Origin of the sequence: Microbacterium gallinarum (assembly GCF_014837165.1) — a bacterium.
Classification (GTDB): domain Bacteria; phylum Actinomycetota; class Actinomycetes; order Actinomycetales; family Microbacteriaceae; genus Microbacterium; species Microbacterium gallinarum.
In genome coordinates, this window is sequence record NZ_JACSPM010000003.1 from 239,231 (window position 1) to 253,777 (window position 14,547).

Sequence of the window (14,547 nt, forward strand, 5' to 3'; positions counted from 1 at the left end):
GGATTCTCCGGTCATGCATCGGCCGAGGCGCTCAGCAGAGCGGCTGCAGCCTGGAGGTCGTCGGGTGTCTTGACGGCGACGGCGGGAGTGCCGCGCAGGGCCCGCTTGGCGAGCCCCGTGAGCGTACCCGCGGGCGACAACTCCACGATGCCCGACACACCCTCGGCTGCGAAAGACGCCATGCAGAGATCCCAGCGCACCGGCGAGGCCACCTGGTCGACGAGCAGTTCGACGAATGCCGGGCCGGAGCCGACGGCCGCGCCGTCGCGGTTGCTCCAGATCGTGATGCGGGGATCGGATGCCGCGACCTGTGCCGCGGCGCTGCGCAGCGTCTCTACCGCGGGCGCCATGTAGCGGGTGTGGAAGGCGCCGGCGACCTGGAGCGGGATGACCCGGGTGGCGGCGGGCGGCTCGGCGGTGAGGGCGGCGAGGGCGTCGAGCGCACCGGCGGCCACGAGCTGGCCGCCGCCGTTGTAGTTGGCGGGGGTGAGGCCGAGCTCTTCGAGCCGGGAGACGACGGATGCCTCGTCCCCGCCGATGACGGCGCTCATGCCGGTCTGCTCTGCTGCTGCGGCTTCGGCCATGGCACGTCCGCGGATGCCGACGAGGCGCAGGGCGTCCTCCTCGGACAGGATGCCCGAGGCCGCGGCTGCGGCGAACTCGCCCACGGAGTGGCCGGCGACACCGGCGACGGCGTCACGATCGGGGAGCGCGTTCCACGAAAGGAGGCTGGCCGCGACGATGAGCGGCTGGGCCACCTGCGTGTCGCGGATCCGGTCGGCATCCCATTCGGTGCCGGCGGCGACGAGGTCGACGCCGGACCACTCGGAGTAGGCCGCGAGGCGTTCGGCGGTGCCGTCGACGGAGAGCCAGGGGGACAGGAAGCCGGGGGACTGGGAGCCCTGCCCGGGGAAGACGGCGATTCTCACTCGTCCATCCTTTCAAGGATCATCGTGCGCCTTCTGGCGATCCCCGCACAGAAATGCGAAGGAGCTTTGTGAGACCTGTACAGATCAGGGGGCGCTTCGGCGCGAAGAAGGCGCGCGTCGGCGGGTCGCGTCGGTGCCGATCGAGCCCAGGATGAGCGCCGTCTGGAGGATCAGCGCCTCACGCGGGCCCGTGGCATCCCAGCCGATCACCTCCGAGACGCGCTTGAGCCGGTAGCGCACAGTGTTCGGATGCACGAACAGCTCACGGGCGGTCGCCTCGAGCGATCGTCCGTTGTCGAGGTAGCTCCACAGCGTGGCGACCAGATCTGCGCTGTGCGACTGCAGCGGGCGGTAGATGCGGTCGACCAGCGTCAGCTTCGCGAGCGGGTCACCCGCGAGCGCGCGCTCGGGAAGCAGGTCGTCGGCCTCGACGGGACGCGGCGCGTGGCGCCACGCGCGGGCGACGGCGAAGCCCGCCAGCGCGGCGCGGGCGCTCTGGCCCGCGTCGACGAGAGCCGGAACGGTCGGACCGAGCACGAGGAAGCCCGGGCCGAACCCGGGCTCGAGCCGCCGCGCGATCTCCGTGAAGGGCAGATCGGCGGCGACGTCGTCGGGGCGGGTCGCCGACTCGGAGCGTCCCACGACGAGCACGAGCCGCGAGCCCTGCACACCGATGAGCACGTCGACGCCGAGCTTGCGGGCGGTGCGCCGCAGCTGGTCGATGTCGAACTGCGGCGGCGTGGTGCCTACGAGCACGGCGACTTCGCCGTGGCCGTGCCACCCCAGCGCGGCGATCCGGCTGGGCAGCTCCTCATCGGCCTCGCCGGTGAGGATCGAGTCGACGACGAGCGCCTCGAGGCGGGCATCCCACAGTCCTCGCGCCTCGGCGGCGCGCGCATACACGTCGGCGGCTGCGAAGGCGACATCGCGCGAGTAGAGCAGGATCGCCTCGCGGAGGTGCTCGCCCTTTCCGGCGACCCGCTCCTCGGTGATCTCGACCGTGACGCGGATGAGCTGCAGTGTCTGCTGCAGGCTCACGCTGCGCAGCAGCTCCCGCGGCGCGGCCGCGAAGATGTCGGCGGCGATCCAGGGCGTCGAAGTCGGATCCTCGTACCACGAGATGAACGACGTGATGCCCGCCTGCGCGACCAGGCCGACGGCCGACCGGCGCGCCGGCGGCATATCGGCGTACCAGGGGAGGGTCTCCTCCAGCCGCTTGATGGTCGCCGTCGCGAGGTCACCCGAGATGCGCCGCAGCCAGGCGAGCGTATCGGTCTTGTCCATCGACGAGGGGGCGGGCATCGCGCCGGTCAGCTCTCGCCGCCGGCGTTTCCGCTCGTGCCCGCGGTCACGTCGTGCAGGCGGTACTTCTCGATGGCCTGCGCCGCCAGCCCGCGATCGACGGTGCCGTCCGCAGCCAGCGCCTGGAGCGTCCGCACCACGATCGACGGACCGTCGATCTTGAAGTAGCGACGCGCTGCGGCACGGGTGTCGGAGAAGCCGAAGCCGTCGGCGCCGAGCGTGACGAAGCGGTGCTCCACCCACGGGCGGATCTGGTCCTGGACCGCGTGCATGAAGTCGCTGACGGCCACCACCGGACCGGGGGTGTCGCGCAGCTTCTCGGTGATATACGCGGTGCGCGGCTCTTCGTCCGGGTGGAGGAAGTTGTGCTCGTCGGCGGCGAGGCCGTCACGGCGCAGCTCGGTCCACGACGTGACCGACCACACGTCGGCCTGCACGCCCCAGTCGTCGCGCAGCAGCTGCTGCGCCTCGAGCGCCCACGGCACGCCGACGCCCGACGCGAGGAGCTGTGCGCGGGGGCCGTCGCCCTCGGGCGACGAGATGCGGTGGATGCCGCGCACGATGCCGTCGACGTCCACGCCCTCCGGCTCGGCCGGCTGCACGAGCGGCTCGTTGTACACCGTCAGGTAGTACATGACATTCGGGTCGGGGTGGTTGCCGCCGTACATGCGCTCGATGCCCGAGCGCACGATGTGCGCGATCTCGTAGCCGTAGGCGGGGTCGTACGACACCGTCGCGGGATTCGTAGAGGCGAGCAGCTGCGAGTGGCCGTCGGCGTGCTGGAGGCCCTCACCCGTCAATGTCGTGCGTCCGGCGGTCGCTCCGATGATGAAGCCGCGCGCCATCTGGTCGCCGGCCGCCCACTGGGCGTCGCCGGTGCGCTGGAAGCCGAACATCGAGTAGAAGACGTACACCGGGATCAGCGGCTCGCCGTGCGTCGAGTACGACGTGCCCGCCGCGGTGAACGCCGCGAGGGCGCCGGCCTCGTTGATGCCGACATGCACGATCTGGCCCTGCGGGCTCTCCTTGTAGGCGAGGAGCAGCTCACGGTCGACCGAGGTGTAGTTCTGGCCGTGCGGGTTGTAGATCTTCGCCGTCGGGAAGTACGCGTCCATGCCGAACGTGCGCGCCTCGTCGGGGATGATCGGGACGATGCGGTGACCGAAGTCCTTCGCCCGCAGGAGGTCCTTGAGCAGACGGACGAACGCCATCGTCGTGGCGATCTCCTGTGTGCCCGAGCCCTTCTTCGGGAGCGCGTACGCCTCGTCGCCGGGGAGCTGCAGGCCGACGTGGTGCGTGCGGCGCTCCGGCAGGAAGCCGCCCAGCTCGCGGCGGCGCTCCAGCATGTACTGGATCGTCTCGTCCTGCGGACCGGGGTTGTAGTACGGCGGCAGGTACGGGTTCTCGTCGAGCTGCTCGTCGGTGATCGGGATGCGCATCGAGTCCCGGAAGTACTTGAGGTCCTGCAGCGTCATCTTCTTCATCTGGTGGGTCGCGTTGCGGCCCTCGAAGTGGTGACCCAGGCCGTAGCCCTTGATCGTCTTCGCCAGGATGACGGTCGGCTGCCCCTTGTGCTCGGTGGCCGCCTTGTAGGCCGCGTAGACCTTGCGGTAGTCGAGACCGCCGCGACGCAGGTTGCCCCAGATGTCCTCGTCGGACCAGTCCTTCACCAGCGCCGCCGTGCGCTCGTCGCGCCCGAAGAAGTGCTCGCGGATGAAGGCGCCGTCCTCGGCGCGGTACGTCTGGAAGTCGCCGTCGGGCGTGGTGTTCATGAGGTGAACGAGCGCGCCGTCGGTGTCCTTCGCGAGCAGCTCGTCCCAGCCGCTGCCCCAGACCACCTTGATGACGTTCCACCCTGCGCCGCGGAAGAAGCTCTCGAGCTCCTGGATGATCTTGCCGTTGCCGCGGACCGGGCCGTCCAGGCGCTGCAGGTTGCAGTTGACGACGAAGGTCAGGTTGTCGAGACCCTCGTTCGCCGCGACCTGGAGCTGGCCGCGGCTCTCGACCTCGTCCATCTCGCCGTCGCCGAGGAAGGCCCACACGCGCGAGTCCGACAGGTCCTTGATGCCGCGATTGGTGAGGTACTTGTTCGACATCGCCTGATAGATGGCGTTGATCGGACCGAGACCCATGGAGACCGTCGGGAACTGCCAGTACTCCGGCATGAGCCGCGGGTGCGGGTACGAGGGGATTCCGTCGGGCGCCTTCGACTTCTCCTGACGGAAGCCGTCGAGCTGCGTCTCGGAGAGACGCCCCTCCAGGAAGGAGCGCGCGTAGATGCCGGGGGAGGCGTGACCCTGGATGAAGATCTGGTCGCCGCCGGTCGGGTCGTCGAGCCCGCGGAAGAAGTGGTTGAAGCCGACCTCGTAGAGCGAGGCGGACGACGCGTACGTCGAGATGTGCCCGCCCACGCCGATTCCGGGTCGCTGCGCGCGGTGCACGGTGATCGCCGCGTTCCAGCGCAGCCAGCGCCGGTACCGGCGCTCGAGCTCCTCGTCGCCGGGGAACTCGGGCTCGTTGTCGGGCGCGATGGTGTTGATGTAGTCCGTGGTGGGGACCTGCGGCACGTTCAACTGCAGCTCGTGCGAGGTCTGCAGGAGGCTGAGCATGATCTCGCGGCCACGACCATGGCCCTTCGCCTGAACGAGCTGCTGCAGGGATTCCTGCCACTCGGAGGTCTCGTCGGGATCGCTGTCGAGGGGTTCCTGCGAGTACGGATCCTGATCGTTGACAGTCACAGATGACCTTTCGTCGTCTGGCAGATCGTGCCAGGTAATCGCTACCGGAGCGGACAGGCCTTTGTCGGCCCTGTACAACGCACCATCCTCCAGCCTAGCGAGTCGTGGGTCCAGCGGACGCCGTTTGCGAGCACGAGGCGATGAGCAGGCGTTCGGGCGCGAGGCCCCGACCTTAGACTGAACGACGAGGGCCTTTAGCTCAGCTGGTAGAGCGCCACGTTTACACCGTGGATGTCGTCGGTTCGATCCCGGCAGGGCCCACCGTCTTCACGACCGAGGTGTCGATGCCCGGGGTAGGTTGGAGGGCGTGAACGCCAGCCCCGCCGACCAGCGCCGCCTCGTCGAGGTCGCCGAGCTCGATGCCCGTATCCGTCACGCCGACCACGCCCGCAAGAACCCGCCGCAGGCGGCGAAGGTGCACGAGCTCCTCGCCCACCGCCAGACGCTCACTCAGGAGCTCTCCGTGCGGCTCGGCGCGCGCGACGACCTCCGCACGGAGCTGGCGCGCATCGAGTCCGACGTCGCGGTCGTCGACGCGCGCAGCGCCCGCGACGCCGAGCGCCTCGCGACCTCGAGCAACTCCAAGGAGGCGCAGGGGCTCGAGAGCGAGCTCGCTTCGCTGGCCCGGCGCAAGAGCGACCTCGAAGACGCCGAGCTCGAGGTGATGGAGCGGCTCGAGGAGGCCGAGGCCGCGGTCGCCGAGCAGGAGGCCCTCATCGCCGAGACGAACGCCCAGGGCGCCGAGCTCAGCGCCGAGGGCAAGCGCGTCGTCGCCGAGGCGACCGCTGCCTTCGAGGCGGCTTCCCGCGACCGCGCCGCCCTCGCCGGCGAGGTGCCGGCAGACCTCCTCGGCCTGTACGACAAGCTCGCCACGCGCAGCCCCGGTGCCGCCTTCCTCCGGGCGCGCACGTGCGAGGGCTGCCACATGGTGCTGTCGGGCACCGACCTCAACGTCGTGCGGCAGACCCCCGAAGACACTGTCGTGACGTGCCCGGAGTGCGGTTGCATCCTCGTCCGTACGAACGAATCCGGCATATGACGCCGCGCCTCGTCGTCGACGCCGACGGGGGATCGTGTGGCGAAGCGGATGCCTCGGCCTGACGCCCCGAGCTGGATCGTCGTCGGCCGCACCGACGGCGGCGTGGTAGCCGCGCTGCTCGACGCAGACGGCGCCGAGACCGGCCGTCACCCGCTGACCGCGTCCGATCTGCCCGGCTGGGTCGCCGAGCGCGAGGCCGCGGACGCACCGCGCTGGGTCTGGAACGACACCCCGCAGTGGTACGCGTCGTTGCTGCGCGCGGGCGTCCGGGTCGGCCGCTGCCACGACCTGCGCTTGTGTCACGCGATCCTCCGCTCGTCGGCGTACGTCGTCCGAGGCGCGATGCGCGGAGCAGGAGGGTGGGATGCCGCGCCCTTCGTCGCGGTCGCCGACTCCGCGCCTGCGCTGTTCGACCTCGACGGCGCGGAGCGGCCCGCCGGTCCGCCCGACGATCTGGACGAGGTGCTCGCCGAGTTCGCGCGCCAGCGCGGCGCAGTCGCGAGCTCCGCGGATCCCTCGCGGCTGCGGCTGCTCCTGGCCGCCGAGTCGGCGGGAGCGCTGATCGCCGAGGAACTGCGGGCAGCGGGACTGCCGTGGGATGCCGCGGCCCACGACCGCATCCTGGTCGACCTCCTCGGCGAGCGGCCGCCGGGCGGCGGGCAGCCCGAGAAGCTCGCCGCGGCCGCCGCGAGGGTGCGCGCGGCGCTCGGCGATCCGACCGCGAGTCTCGACTCGCAGCCGAAGCTCCTCAGGTCGCTTCACCGGGCGGGCGTGCTGGTGGAGTCCACCAGCCGGTGGGAGCTCGCCGAGCACCAGCATCCGGCCATCGATCCTCTGCTCGAGTACAAGAAGCTCGCGCGGCTGCTGTCGGCCAACGGCTGGGCGTGGCTCGACGAGTGGGTCGCCGGCGGACGCTTCCGGCCGGTTTTCGTGCCGGGCGGCGTGGTCACCGGGCGCTGGGCATCGTCGGGCGGTGGCGCCCTGCAGCTGCCGCGCCAGCTGCGCGAGGCCGTGCGCGCCGACCCCGGATGGAAGCTCGTCGTCGCCGACGTGGCTCAGCTCGAGCCGCGCGTGCTCGCCGCGATGTCGAGCGACACCGCTCTTGCCGCCGCCGCACGCGGGCGCGACCTGTACGCCGGCATCGTCGAGAGCGGCGCGGTTCCGTCACGCCAGCAGGCTAAGATCGCGCTCCTGGGTGCGATGTACGGCGCGACGACGGGGGAGTCGGGCCGGCTGATGCCGCGCCTGCGTCGCGCCTACCCGCGGGCGATGGGCCTCGTCGACGATGCCGCTCGCACGGGAGAGGACGGCGGCGTGGTCTCGACCTGGCTCGGGCGCACGTCCCCGCCGCCGTCGGAGGCATGGGCGGCCGCGCAGTCCCAGGCGACCGAGGCCGAGGCATCCGGAGCCGACGAGACCCGCGCACGCCGCTGGGCGCGCGACCGCGGCCGCTTCACCCGCAACTTCGTGGTGCAGGGCACCGCCGCCGAGTGGGCGCTGGCGTGGATGGCCGACCTGCGGTCGCGCCTGCACGCGATGCCTCCGGTCGTCGAGGACCTGGCTGCGTCGCGGTCCGGACCGGTGTTCGCCCGCCGCCCCCACCTCGCCTTCTTCCTGCACGACGAGGTCATCGTGCATGCCCCGGCATCGCTCGCCGACTCGGCTGCACAGGCGGTGACGGATGCCGCGGCCGCGGCCGGACGGCTGCTGTTCGGCGACTTCCCTGTGGACTTCCTGCTCGACGTGCACATCGCCGACTCGGCGCTCAAGGGCTAGGTGGCGAACGCACCCCATGCCGGCGTGGGAGAATCGACTCCGCGAATGGGTCGGCTGGACGGTCGCGTCGCGAGCGGTTCGCCGCTTCGCGCCGAGGAACGTCCGGGCTCCGCAGGGCAGGGCGGTGGGTAACACCCACCCGGAGCGATCCGCGAGACAGTGCCACAGAGAGCAGACCGCCGGGACCTCGGTCCCGGTAAGGGTGAAAGGGTGGTGTAAGAGACCACCGGGGTCGCGGTGACGCGACCCGCAAGGTAAACCTCGCCCGGAGCAAGGCCAGACAGGGGATGATGACGCGGCCCGCCGAGTCCCCGGGTAGGCCGCTGGAGCGGCACGGCAACGTGTCGCCGAGAGAGATGACCGTCCACGGGGCTTCGGCCCCCGGACAGAACCCGGCGTACAGGCCGGCCCATTCGCCCTCTCGTCAGCTGCTCAGGCGAGCGCGAGGGCCGCGGCGCTGTGCTGGTGGAATGATCGCGGGGTTCCCCCGCGAGGCACCGAGAGGTGTCAGGCGAGCGCGAGGGCTGCCGCCCCGATGATGCCCGCGTTGTTGCGATGCACGGCCGGCACGATGGGCGTGCGCAGGTCGAGCAGGTGCAGGAACTGGTCGGCGTGCTTCGAGACGCCGCCGCCGACGACGAAAAGGTCGGGGCTGAAGAGGAACTCGATGTAGCTGTAGTACCACTGCAGACGCTTGGCCCACTTCTCCCAGCTGAGATCCTCGCGCTCCATGGCGGAGTAGGCGGCGTACGCCTCGGCATCCTTCCCGTGCTTCGCCCGCTGCACGTGGCCGAGCTCGGAGTTGGGTACGAGCACGCCGTTGTAGAGCAGCGCCGACCCGATGCCAGTGCCGAGAGTGGTGAGGATCGTCAGGCCCGGCTTGTCCTTCGCCGCGCCGTAGCGGAGCTCGGCGACGCCGGCGACATCGGCATCGTTGGCGAAATGGATGTCGCGCCCCAGCCCGGCCTCGAAGAACTTCTCGGCCTCGAAGTCGATCCACTTCTCCGAGACGTTCGCCGCCGACAGCGTGCGGCCGTTCTTCACGATCGCGGGGAACGCGACGCCGAGGGGAATGGACTCGCCCGTCACGCCGAGGGTCGAGAGCACTTCGGTGACGGCATCGAGCACGTCCTGGGGCTCGGCCCCCTCGGGGGTCGCGACCTTGATGCGGTCGCTGATGAGCTGTCCGCGCTCGAGGTCGACCAGTCCTGCCTTGATCCCGGTGCCGCCGATGTCCACGCCGACAGCGCGAGTCGCCTGAGAAGCCATACCCTCACCCTATCCAGCCCCGGCGCGCGCGGGTGCGAGGCGGCGGTCAGTAGGATCGTGCGGAGGGCCGCCTCGACCGATCGGAATCCCAGGAGCGCACCATGACGAGTGACAGCGAGAAGTACTGGTACAACCTCAAGACGGGCGAGGTCGAGAAGGGCTTCGAGTCCCCGGCCCCCGACCGCGCCGGGCCGTTCGACACCGCCGAGGAGGCCGCTCAGGCGCCCGAGGTCATCCGCAGGCGCTCGCGCGCGTGGGCCGAGGAAGAGGCCCGGGAGGACTCCTGGGGTGGCTCCGCGGCGTCCGGTGACGACCGCGACGACCAGTAGTCTGGCTACGGCCGCATCGGGCACCCGGAGAGGATGCGATGGACAAGCAGCGTGACTTCGTTCTGAGGACGATCGAGGAGCGGGGCGTGAAGTTCGTCCGGCTGTGGTTCACCGACGTCATCGGCACGCTCAAGTCGGTGGCGATCGCCCCGGCCGAGGTCGAGGGAGCCTTCGCCGAGGGCCTCGGGTTCGACGGATCCGCCATCGAAGGTCTCACGCGCTCGTACGAGTCCGACCTGCTGGCGCACCCCGACCCCACGACCTTCCAGACCCTGCCGTGGCGGGGCGAGATCGACCCGACGGCGCGCATGTTCTGCGACATCACGACGCCCGACGGGCAGCCGGCGGTCGCCGACCCGCGCCACGTGCTCAAGCGCACGCTCGCCAAGGCGGCCGACGCAGGCTTCACCTTCTACACCCACCCCGAGATCGAGTTCTACCTGCTCAAGTCGTCGTCGTTCGGCGCTGACGGACCTGAGCCCGTCGACTCGGCCGGCTACTTCGACAATGTGCCCGGCGGCACCGCACACGACTTCCGTCGCCGGTCCGTCCGCATGCTCGAAGACCTCGGCATCTCGGTGGAGTTCAGCCACCACGAGGGCGGTCCCGGTCAGAACGAGATCGACCTGCGCTACGCCGACGCCCTCGCGACGGCCGACAACATCATGACGTTCCGCACGGTGATCAAAGAGGTGGCGATCGAGCAGGGCGTCTACGCGACGTTCATGCCGAAGCCCCTCAGCGGCAAGCCGGGCAGCGGAATGCACACCCACATGTCGCTCTTCGAGGGCGACGTCAACGCCTTCTACGAAGAGGGCGCGCAGTACCAGCTGTCGAAGGTGGGCCGTCAGTTCATCGCGGGCCTGCTGCGCCACGCCAACGAGATCGCGGCGGTGACCAACCAGTTCGTCAACTCCTACAAGCGACTGTGGGGCGGCGACGAGGCTCCGAGCTTCATCTGCTGGGGTCACAACAACCGCTCCGCGCTGGTGCGCGTGCCGCTCTACAAGCCGAGCAAGGGCCAGTCGTCTCGCGTCGAGTACCGCGCGCTGGACTCCGCCGCCAACCCGTACCTCGCGTACGCGCTCATGCTGGCGGCCGGCCTGAAGGGCATCGAAGAGGGCTACGAGCTCCCGCCCGAGGCGGAAGACAACGTGTGGTCGCTGACCGATGCCGAGCGCCGCGCGCTGGGCTACGCCCCGCTGCCTGCGAGCCTCGATCACGCCCTCGAGTACATGGAGGAGTCCGAGCTCGTCGCCGAGACCCTCGGCGAGCAGGTGTTCAACTACGTGCTGCTCAACAAGCGCCGCGAGTGGCAGGAGTATCGCTCGCAGGTCACCCAGTTCGAGCTCAAGAGCAACCTCGAGATGCTCTGAGCCGCCCCTGGCGCATGTCCGCGAGCGAACGTTCCAGCTCTCTCACGCATCTCGCGCGCCTCGGCTTCACGAGTCTGAGCGACGCCGACGCCCTCCTCACGGAGGTCGAGGCGTCGACCGGCGTGCCTCGCAACGCCATGACGTCCGGCGCGCAGCTCGCGGCGGACGCCGATGAGGCGCTGAGCGCGCTGGCGCGCATCGCCCGGCGCGATGCCGATGCCGTGCGGCGCCTGCACGCCGACGAACAGGGCTGGCGTGCGCTGTGGGCGCTGCTCGGCGCGTCCACGGGCTTCGCCGACTTCTTCCATCGCAACCCGGCCGAGCTGTCGGAGCTTGCCGGCGCAGGCGTGACGCTTCCGTCATCCGTCGAGTTGCGCGACACCCTCCTCGACGCGGTCAGCGCCGAGGACGGGTTCGCCGCAGACGGGGGAGAGGCAGCCTGGGTCGCCCTCCGCGTCCGCTACCGGCGCATGCTCGCCCGCATCGCCGCGTTCGACCTCTTGAGCGCGTCTCCGGTGGATCATGTACCGTCGGTGGCGGCACGATTGGCGGATGCCGCGGCCGCGGCCCTGGAGGCATCCCTCGCGGTTGCGCGCACCCGCGTCTCGGGTGGCGCAGCAGGCGCCGGGCTGTTCCCCCGCGATCAGGTCGCGCGTGCGAAGCTCGCGATCATCGGCATGGGCAAGGCGGGCGCGCGCGAGCTCAACTACGTCAGCGACGTCGACGTCATCTTCGTCGCCGGGACGGACGAGGGCGCGGCGGAAGAGCTGAGCGAGAGCCGCGTGGTCGACATCGCCACGCGCCTCGCTGTGCAGACGATGCGGGGCATCTCGGGCATCGAGATCGAGCCGCCGCTGTGGGAGGTCGACGCCAACCTGCGCCCCGAGGGCAAGCAGGGGGCGCTCGTGCGCACGCTCGACTCCCATCTGGCGTACTACGAGCGCTGGGCGAAGAGCTGGGAGTTCCAGGCGCTGCTGAAGGCGCGCGCGATCGCCGGCGACCTTACGCTCGGCGAGGCATACGTCGCGGCCGTGCAGCCGAAGGTGTGGACGAGCGCCGCGCGCGAGAGTTTCGTCGACAGCGTGCAGCGGATGCGCGAACGGGTGACCGAGCACATCCCGGCGGCGGAGGTGGCGCACCAGATCAAGCTCGGTCCGGGCGGCATCCGCGACATCGAGTTCACCGTGCAGCTGCTGCAACTCGTGCACGGGCTCTCCGACGACCGGATCCGCCAGCGCGGCACGCTCGAGGCCCTGGACGCGCTCGTCGCCGAAGGCTACATCGGGCGGAACGAGGCATCCGCCTTCGCGCGCGACTACCGTGTGCTGCGCCTGCTCGAGCACCGCGTGCAGCTGCGCAATCTGCGGCGCACGCACCTGATGCCGTCACGGCCCGAGGAGCTGCGGGTGCTCGCTCGCGCGACCGGCCTCGCCGAGACGGGCGACGGCGTGTGGGAGCTGTGGGAGTCGGTGAAGCGCGAGGTGCGCGACATCCACGTCCGTCTCTTCTATCGCCCTCTGCTGTCTGCCGTCGCCGCCCTGCCGGCCGAGGAACGGGCGCTGTCGGCCGAGCAGGCGCACGACCGTCTCGCGGCGATCGGCTTCGCCGACCCGGCGGGGGCACTGCGGCACATCGCCGCACTGACGAGCGGGCTGCGGCGAAAGGCGGCGATCCAGCGCCACCTGATGCCCGTGATGATCCGCTGGTTCGCCGAGGGCGTCGATCCCGACTACGGTCTGCTCGCGTTCCGCCGGCTGAGCGAGCGGCTGGGCGACACGCCCTGGTTCCTGCGGATGCTGCGCGACTCGTCCGCCGCCGCCGAGAGCCTGACGCGCGTGCTGTCGGGGTCGCGGTACATCGGCGAGCTCATGGAGTGGATCCCCGAGTCGGCCGCCTGGCTCGATGACGATGAGCTGCTGCGCCCGCGGACGGGCATCGCGCTCCAGCAGGAGGCCCGTGCGATCCAGGCGCGCCACGGGTCGCTCGAGGACGCGATGCGATCCGTGCGCGCGCTTCGCCGCAGGGAGCTGCTGCGCACCGCCATGGCGGCCGTCATCGGCACCATCACGATCGAAGAGGTCGCCGACGCGCTCACCACGATCACCGATGTGACGATCCAGGCGACGCTGCGTGCGGTCCGCCCGACGATCGTCCCGCCTGAGGACGCCGACCTCGACTTCTCGGTCATCGGCATGGGGCGCTTCGGCGGGCGCGAACTGGGCTTCGGCTCGGATGCCGACGTGATGTACGTGTATCGCGCGAACAGCGTCGACCCGCAGCGGGCGCACGAGCTCGCAGTGAAGCTGGTGGCGGCGCTGCGGACGCACTCCGAAGACCACCGGGTGCCGCTCGACCTCGACGCCGATCTTCGCCCCGAAGGGCGCAACGGGCCCATCGCGCGCTCGCTCGACGCCTATGCGGAGTACTACCGGCGGTGGTCGCTGTCGTGGGAGGCGCAGGCGCTCCTGCGGGCGCGCGGGGTGGCGGGCAGTGTCAAGCTCATCGGGTCCTTCATGGAGCTCGCCGACCAGGTGCGGTATCCCGCGACGGTCGATCAGCAGGGTCTGCGCGAGATCAAGCGCATCAAGGCGCGCGTCGAGAGCGAACGTCTGCCGCAGGGCGCCGACCCCGCCCGGCATCTGAAGCTCGGGCCCGGCTCGCTCAGCGACGTGGAGTGGCTGGTGCAGCTGCTGCAGCTCGAACACGCCCACGAGGTCGAGGGGATGCGGACGACGTCGACACTGGTCGCCCTGAAGGCCGCGCAGCAGGCAGGCGTCATCGCGGCGGTGCCGGCGGCGCGCCTGACCGACGCCTGGCGGCTGGCGAGCCGCCTGCGTTCGGCCAACACGCTGCTCTCCGCCCAGACGAGCGACATCCTGCCCGTGGATCGCAAGCGCCTCGACGGCATCGGTCGCCTGCTGGGCTACCCGCCGCGTTCGGCCACGCAGGTGGAGGAGGACTACCTCGGCACCACCCGCCGGGCGCGACGCGTGTTCGAGAAGCTCTTCTACGGCTGAGCCGGGCAGAGGGTGATGCCCCCGATGCTGTCGCCGTCGAGCGGTGCGCCGTTGAGCGCGGCCACCACGCGCACCGCGCGGTCCCAGTAGCGCGCGTAGTGCTGCGGATCGGCGTTGACCTGCGTGCGATGCGCGACGAGCGTCGGCTCGAGCCCGGCGCGGTCGGGTACCCGCGCGAGCATCGCCCGATAGAAGATCGTCGCCGCGCTGTAGGGGTCCAGCCGCGCCTCGCGCGACCCCCAGCCGTCCTGCTGCTGGAACAGCCCGATGGAGGTCGTGCGCGAGCCGTCGGGGTTGGTGACGCCGTTCGTCTCCCAGTCGCCGTAGTCGATGTTGCGCAGCGACGACTCGCCCATCGCAGTCATCACGGCGATCGTCTGATCGCGCTCGTCGAGCCCGAGGTCGCGGCCGGCGGTGAGGATCGTGCAGGCGTTCGCTAGCCGCTCGTTGCCGTAGCCGGCGACGCCGGGCATGGCGGGGAGGATGAACCGCGGGGCCGGTGCGGCCTCGGGTTCGTCGATGGGGGTGGACAGCGCGTGCGCGACCAGAGCGCCCGCCACCGCGACGCCGGCGATGACGGTCACGATCGTCACCGCCACCGACGCGGCGACGATGCCGAGGACACGCGAGAAGCGTCCCGTCCTCGGACCGGATGCACGCCGATGCACGGCCTTCCGCCGCCGCGCCGGCTTCGACACGCGCGCCGCAGCGCGTCGCTTCGTCGCAGCGGGTCGGGAGGACATCGGTCGTTCGCTTTCGGTCAAGCGGAGGG

The 14,547-nt window shown here is 70.8% G+C and carries 10 protein-coding genes, 1 tRNA gene and 1 other RNA gene; 7 read left to right on the top strand and 5 right to left on the bottom strand.

Annotated elements, in window-relative coordinates; genetic code table 11:
- Window positions 1-11 precede the first annotated feature (11 nt).
- The 3 genes from H9622_RS10675 to aceE form a co-directional block, all read right to left on the bottom strand.
- The gene (locus H9622_RS10675; protein ID WP_191766374.1) at window positions 12-929 is read right to left on the bottom strand and encodes an ACP S-malonyltransferase; all 918 of its coding nucleotides are present in this window, start codon (window positions 927-929) and stop codon (window positions 12-14) included.
- A gap of 84 nt (window positions 930-1,013) precedes the next feature.
- Entirely contained in the window at window positions 1,014-2,213 is a 1,200-nt protein-coding gene (locus H9622_RS10680; protein ID WP_225221953.1) for a PucR family transcriptional regulator, read from the bottom strand.
- 26 nt (window positions 2,214-2,239) lie between these two features.
- Complete coding sequence (gene aceE, locus H9622_RS10685; RefSeq protein WP_191766376.1) at window positions 2,240-4,969, bottom strand: pyruvate dehydrogenase (acetyl-transferring), homodimeric type; 2,730 nt, start codon at window positions 4,967-4,969, stop codon at window positions 2,240-2,242.
- 188 nt (window positions 4,970-5,157) lie between these two features.
- Between aceE and H9622_RS10690 the strand changes: the two genes are divergently transcribed.
- From H9622_RS10690 to rnpB, 4 genes are all read left to right on the top strand, one after another.
- A tRNA-Val gene (locus H9622_RS10690) sits at window positions 5,158-5,230 on the top strand.
- 46 nt (window positions 5,231-5,276) lie between these two features.
- Window positions 5,277-6,008, top strand: a complete 732-nt coding sequence (locus tag H9622_RS10695; protein WP_191766377.1) for a zinc ribbon domain-containing protein — start codon at window positions 5,277-5,279, stop codon at window positions 6,006-6,008.
- A gap of 48 nt (window positions 6,009-6,056) precedes the next feature.
- Complete coding sequence (locus H9622_RS10700; protein WP_191766378.1) at window positions 6,057-7,784, top strand: bifunctional 3'-5' exonuclease/DNA polymerase; 1,728 nt, start codon at window positions 6,057-6,059, stop codon at window positions 7,782-7,784.
- A 46-nt stretch (window positions 7,785-7,830) separates the two neighbouring features.
- Window positions 7,831-8,200, top strand: an RNA gene (rnpB, locus tag H9622_RS10705) — RNase P RNA component class A.
- Window positions 8,201-8,291: 91 nt separating this feature from the next.
- Here the strand turns inward: rnpB and ppgK are convergent.
- Window positions 8,292-9,053 carry a polyphosphate--glucose phosphotransferase gene (gene ppgK / locus H9622_RS10710; RefSeq protein ID WP_191766379.1) on the bottom strand — a complete coding sequence of 254 codons (762 nt, stop codon included), beginning with the start codon at window positions 9,051-9,053 and terminating at the stop codon, window positions 8,292-8,294.
- A 101-nt stretch (window positions 9,054-9,154) separates the two neighbouring features.
- Here ppgK and H9622_RS10715 point away from each other — a divergent pair, with 101 nt between their 5' ends.
- Genes H9622_RS10715 through H9622_RS10725 form a run of 3 tightly spaced genes read left to right on the top strand, consistent with a single transcriptional unit; the run spans window position 9,155 to window position 13,775 of the window.
- Window positions 9,155-9,382 (top strand): SPOR domain-containing protein, encoded by a 228-nt coding sequence (locus H9622_RS10715; RefSeq protein ID WP_191766380.1) that lies wholly within the window; start codon window positions 9,155-9,157, stop codon window positions 9,380-9,382.
- A 38-nt stretch (window positions 9,383-9,420) separates the two neighbouring features.
- Window positions 9,421-10,758, top strand: coding sequence for a glutamine synthetase family protein (locus H9622_RS10720; RefSeq protein ID WP_191766381.1), 1,338 nt, complete (start codon window positions 9,421-9,423; stop codon window positions 10,756-10,758).
- A 14-nt stretch (window positions 10,759-10,772) separates the two neighbouring features.
- Complete coding sequence (locus H9622_RS10725; RefSeq protein WP_191766382.1) at window positions 10,773-13,775, top strand: bifunctional [glutamine synthetase] adenylyltransferase/[glutamine synthetase]-adenylyl-L-tyrosine phosphorylase; 3,003 nt, start codon at window positions 10,773-10,775, stop codon at window positions 13,773-13,775.
- Here the strand turns inward: H9622_RS10725 and H9622_RS10730 are convergent.
- A complete protein-coding gene (locus tag H9622_RS10730) occupies window positions 13,766-14,518 on the bottom strand; it encodes a peptidase M23 (protein WP_225221955.1) in 753 nt (250 codons plus the stop codon). The genes H9622_RS10725 and H9622_RS10730 overlap by 10 nt on opposite strands.
- Between the last annotated feature and the right edge of the window lie 29 nt (window positions 14,519-14,547).

Coding starts and splice junctions, on each gene's coding strand:
- H9622_RS10720 (WP_191766381.1), top strand. CDS start 9,421: ATGGACAAGCAGCGTGACTTCGTTCTGAGGACGATCGAGGAGCGGGGC.
- ppgK (WP_191766379.1), bottom strand. CDS start 9,053: ATGGCTTCTCAGGCGACTCGCGCTGTCGGCGTGGACATCGGCGGCACC.
- H9622_RS10700 (WP_191766378.1), top strand. CDS start 6,057: ATGCCTCGGCCTGACGCCCCGAGCTGGATCGTCGTCGGCCGCACCGAC.
- H9622_RS10725 (WP_191766382.1), top strand. CDS start 10,773: ATGTCCGCGAGCGAACGTTCCAGCTCTCTCACGCATCTCGCGCGCCTC.
- H9622_RS10680 (WP_225221953.1), bottom strand. CDS start 2,213: ATGGACAAGACCGATACGCTCGCCTGGCTGCGGCGCATCTCGGGTGAC.
- H9622_RS10730 (WP_225221955.1), bottom strand. CDS start 14,518: ATGTCCTCCCGACCCGCTGCGACGAAGCGACGCGCTGCGGCGCGCGTG.
- H9622_RS10715 (WP_191766380.1), top strand. CDS start 9,155: ATGACGAGTGACAGCGAGAAGTACTGGTACAACCTCAAGACGGGCGAG.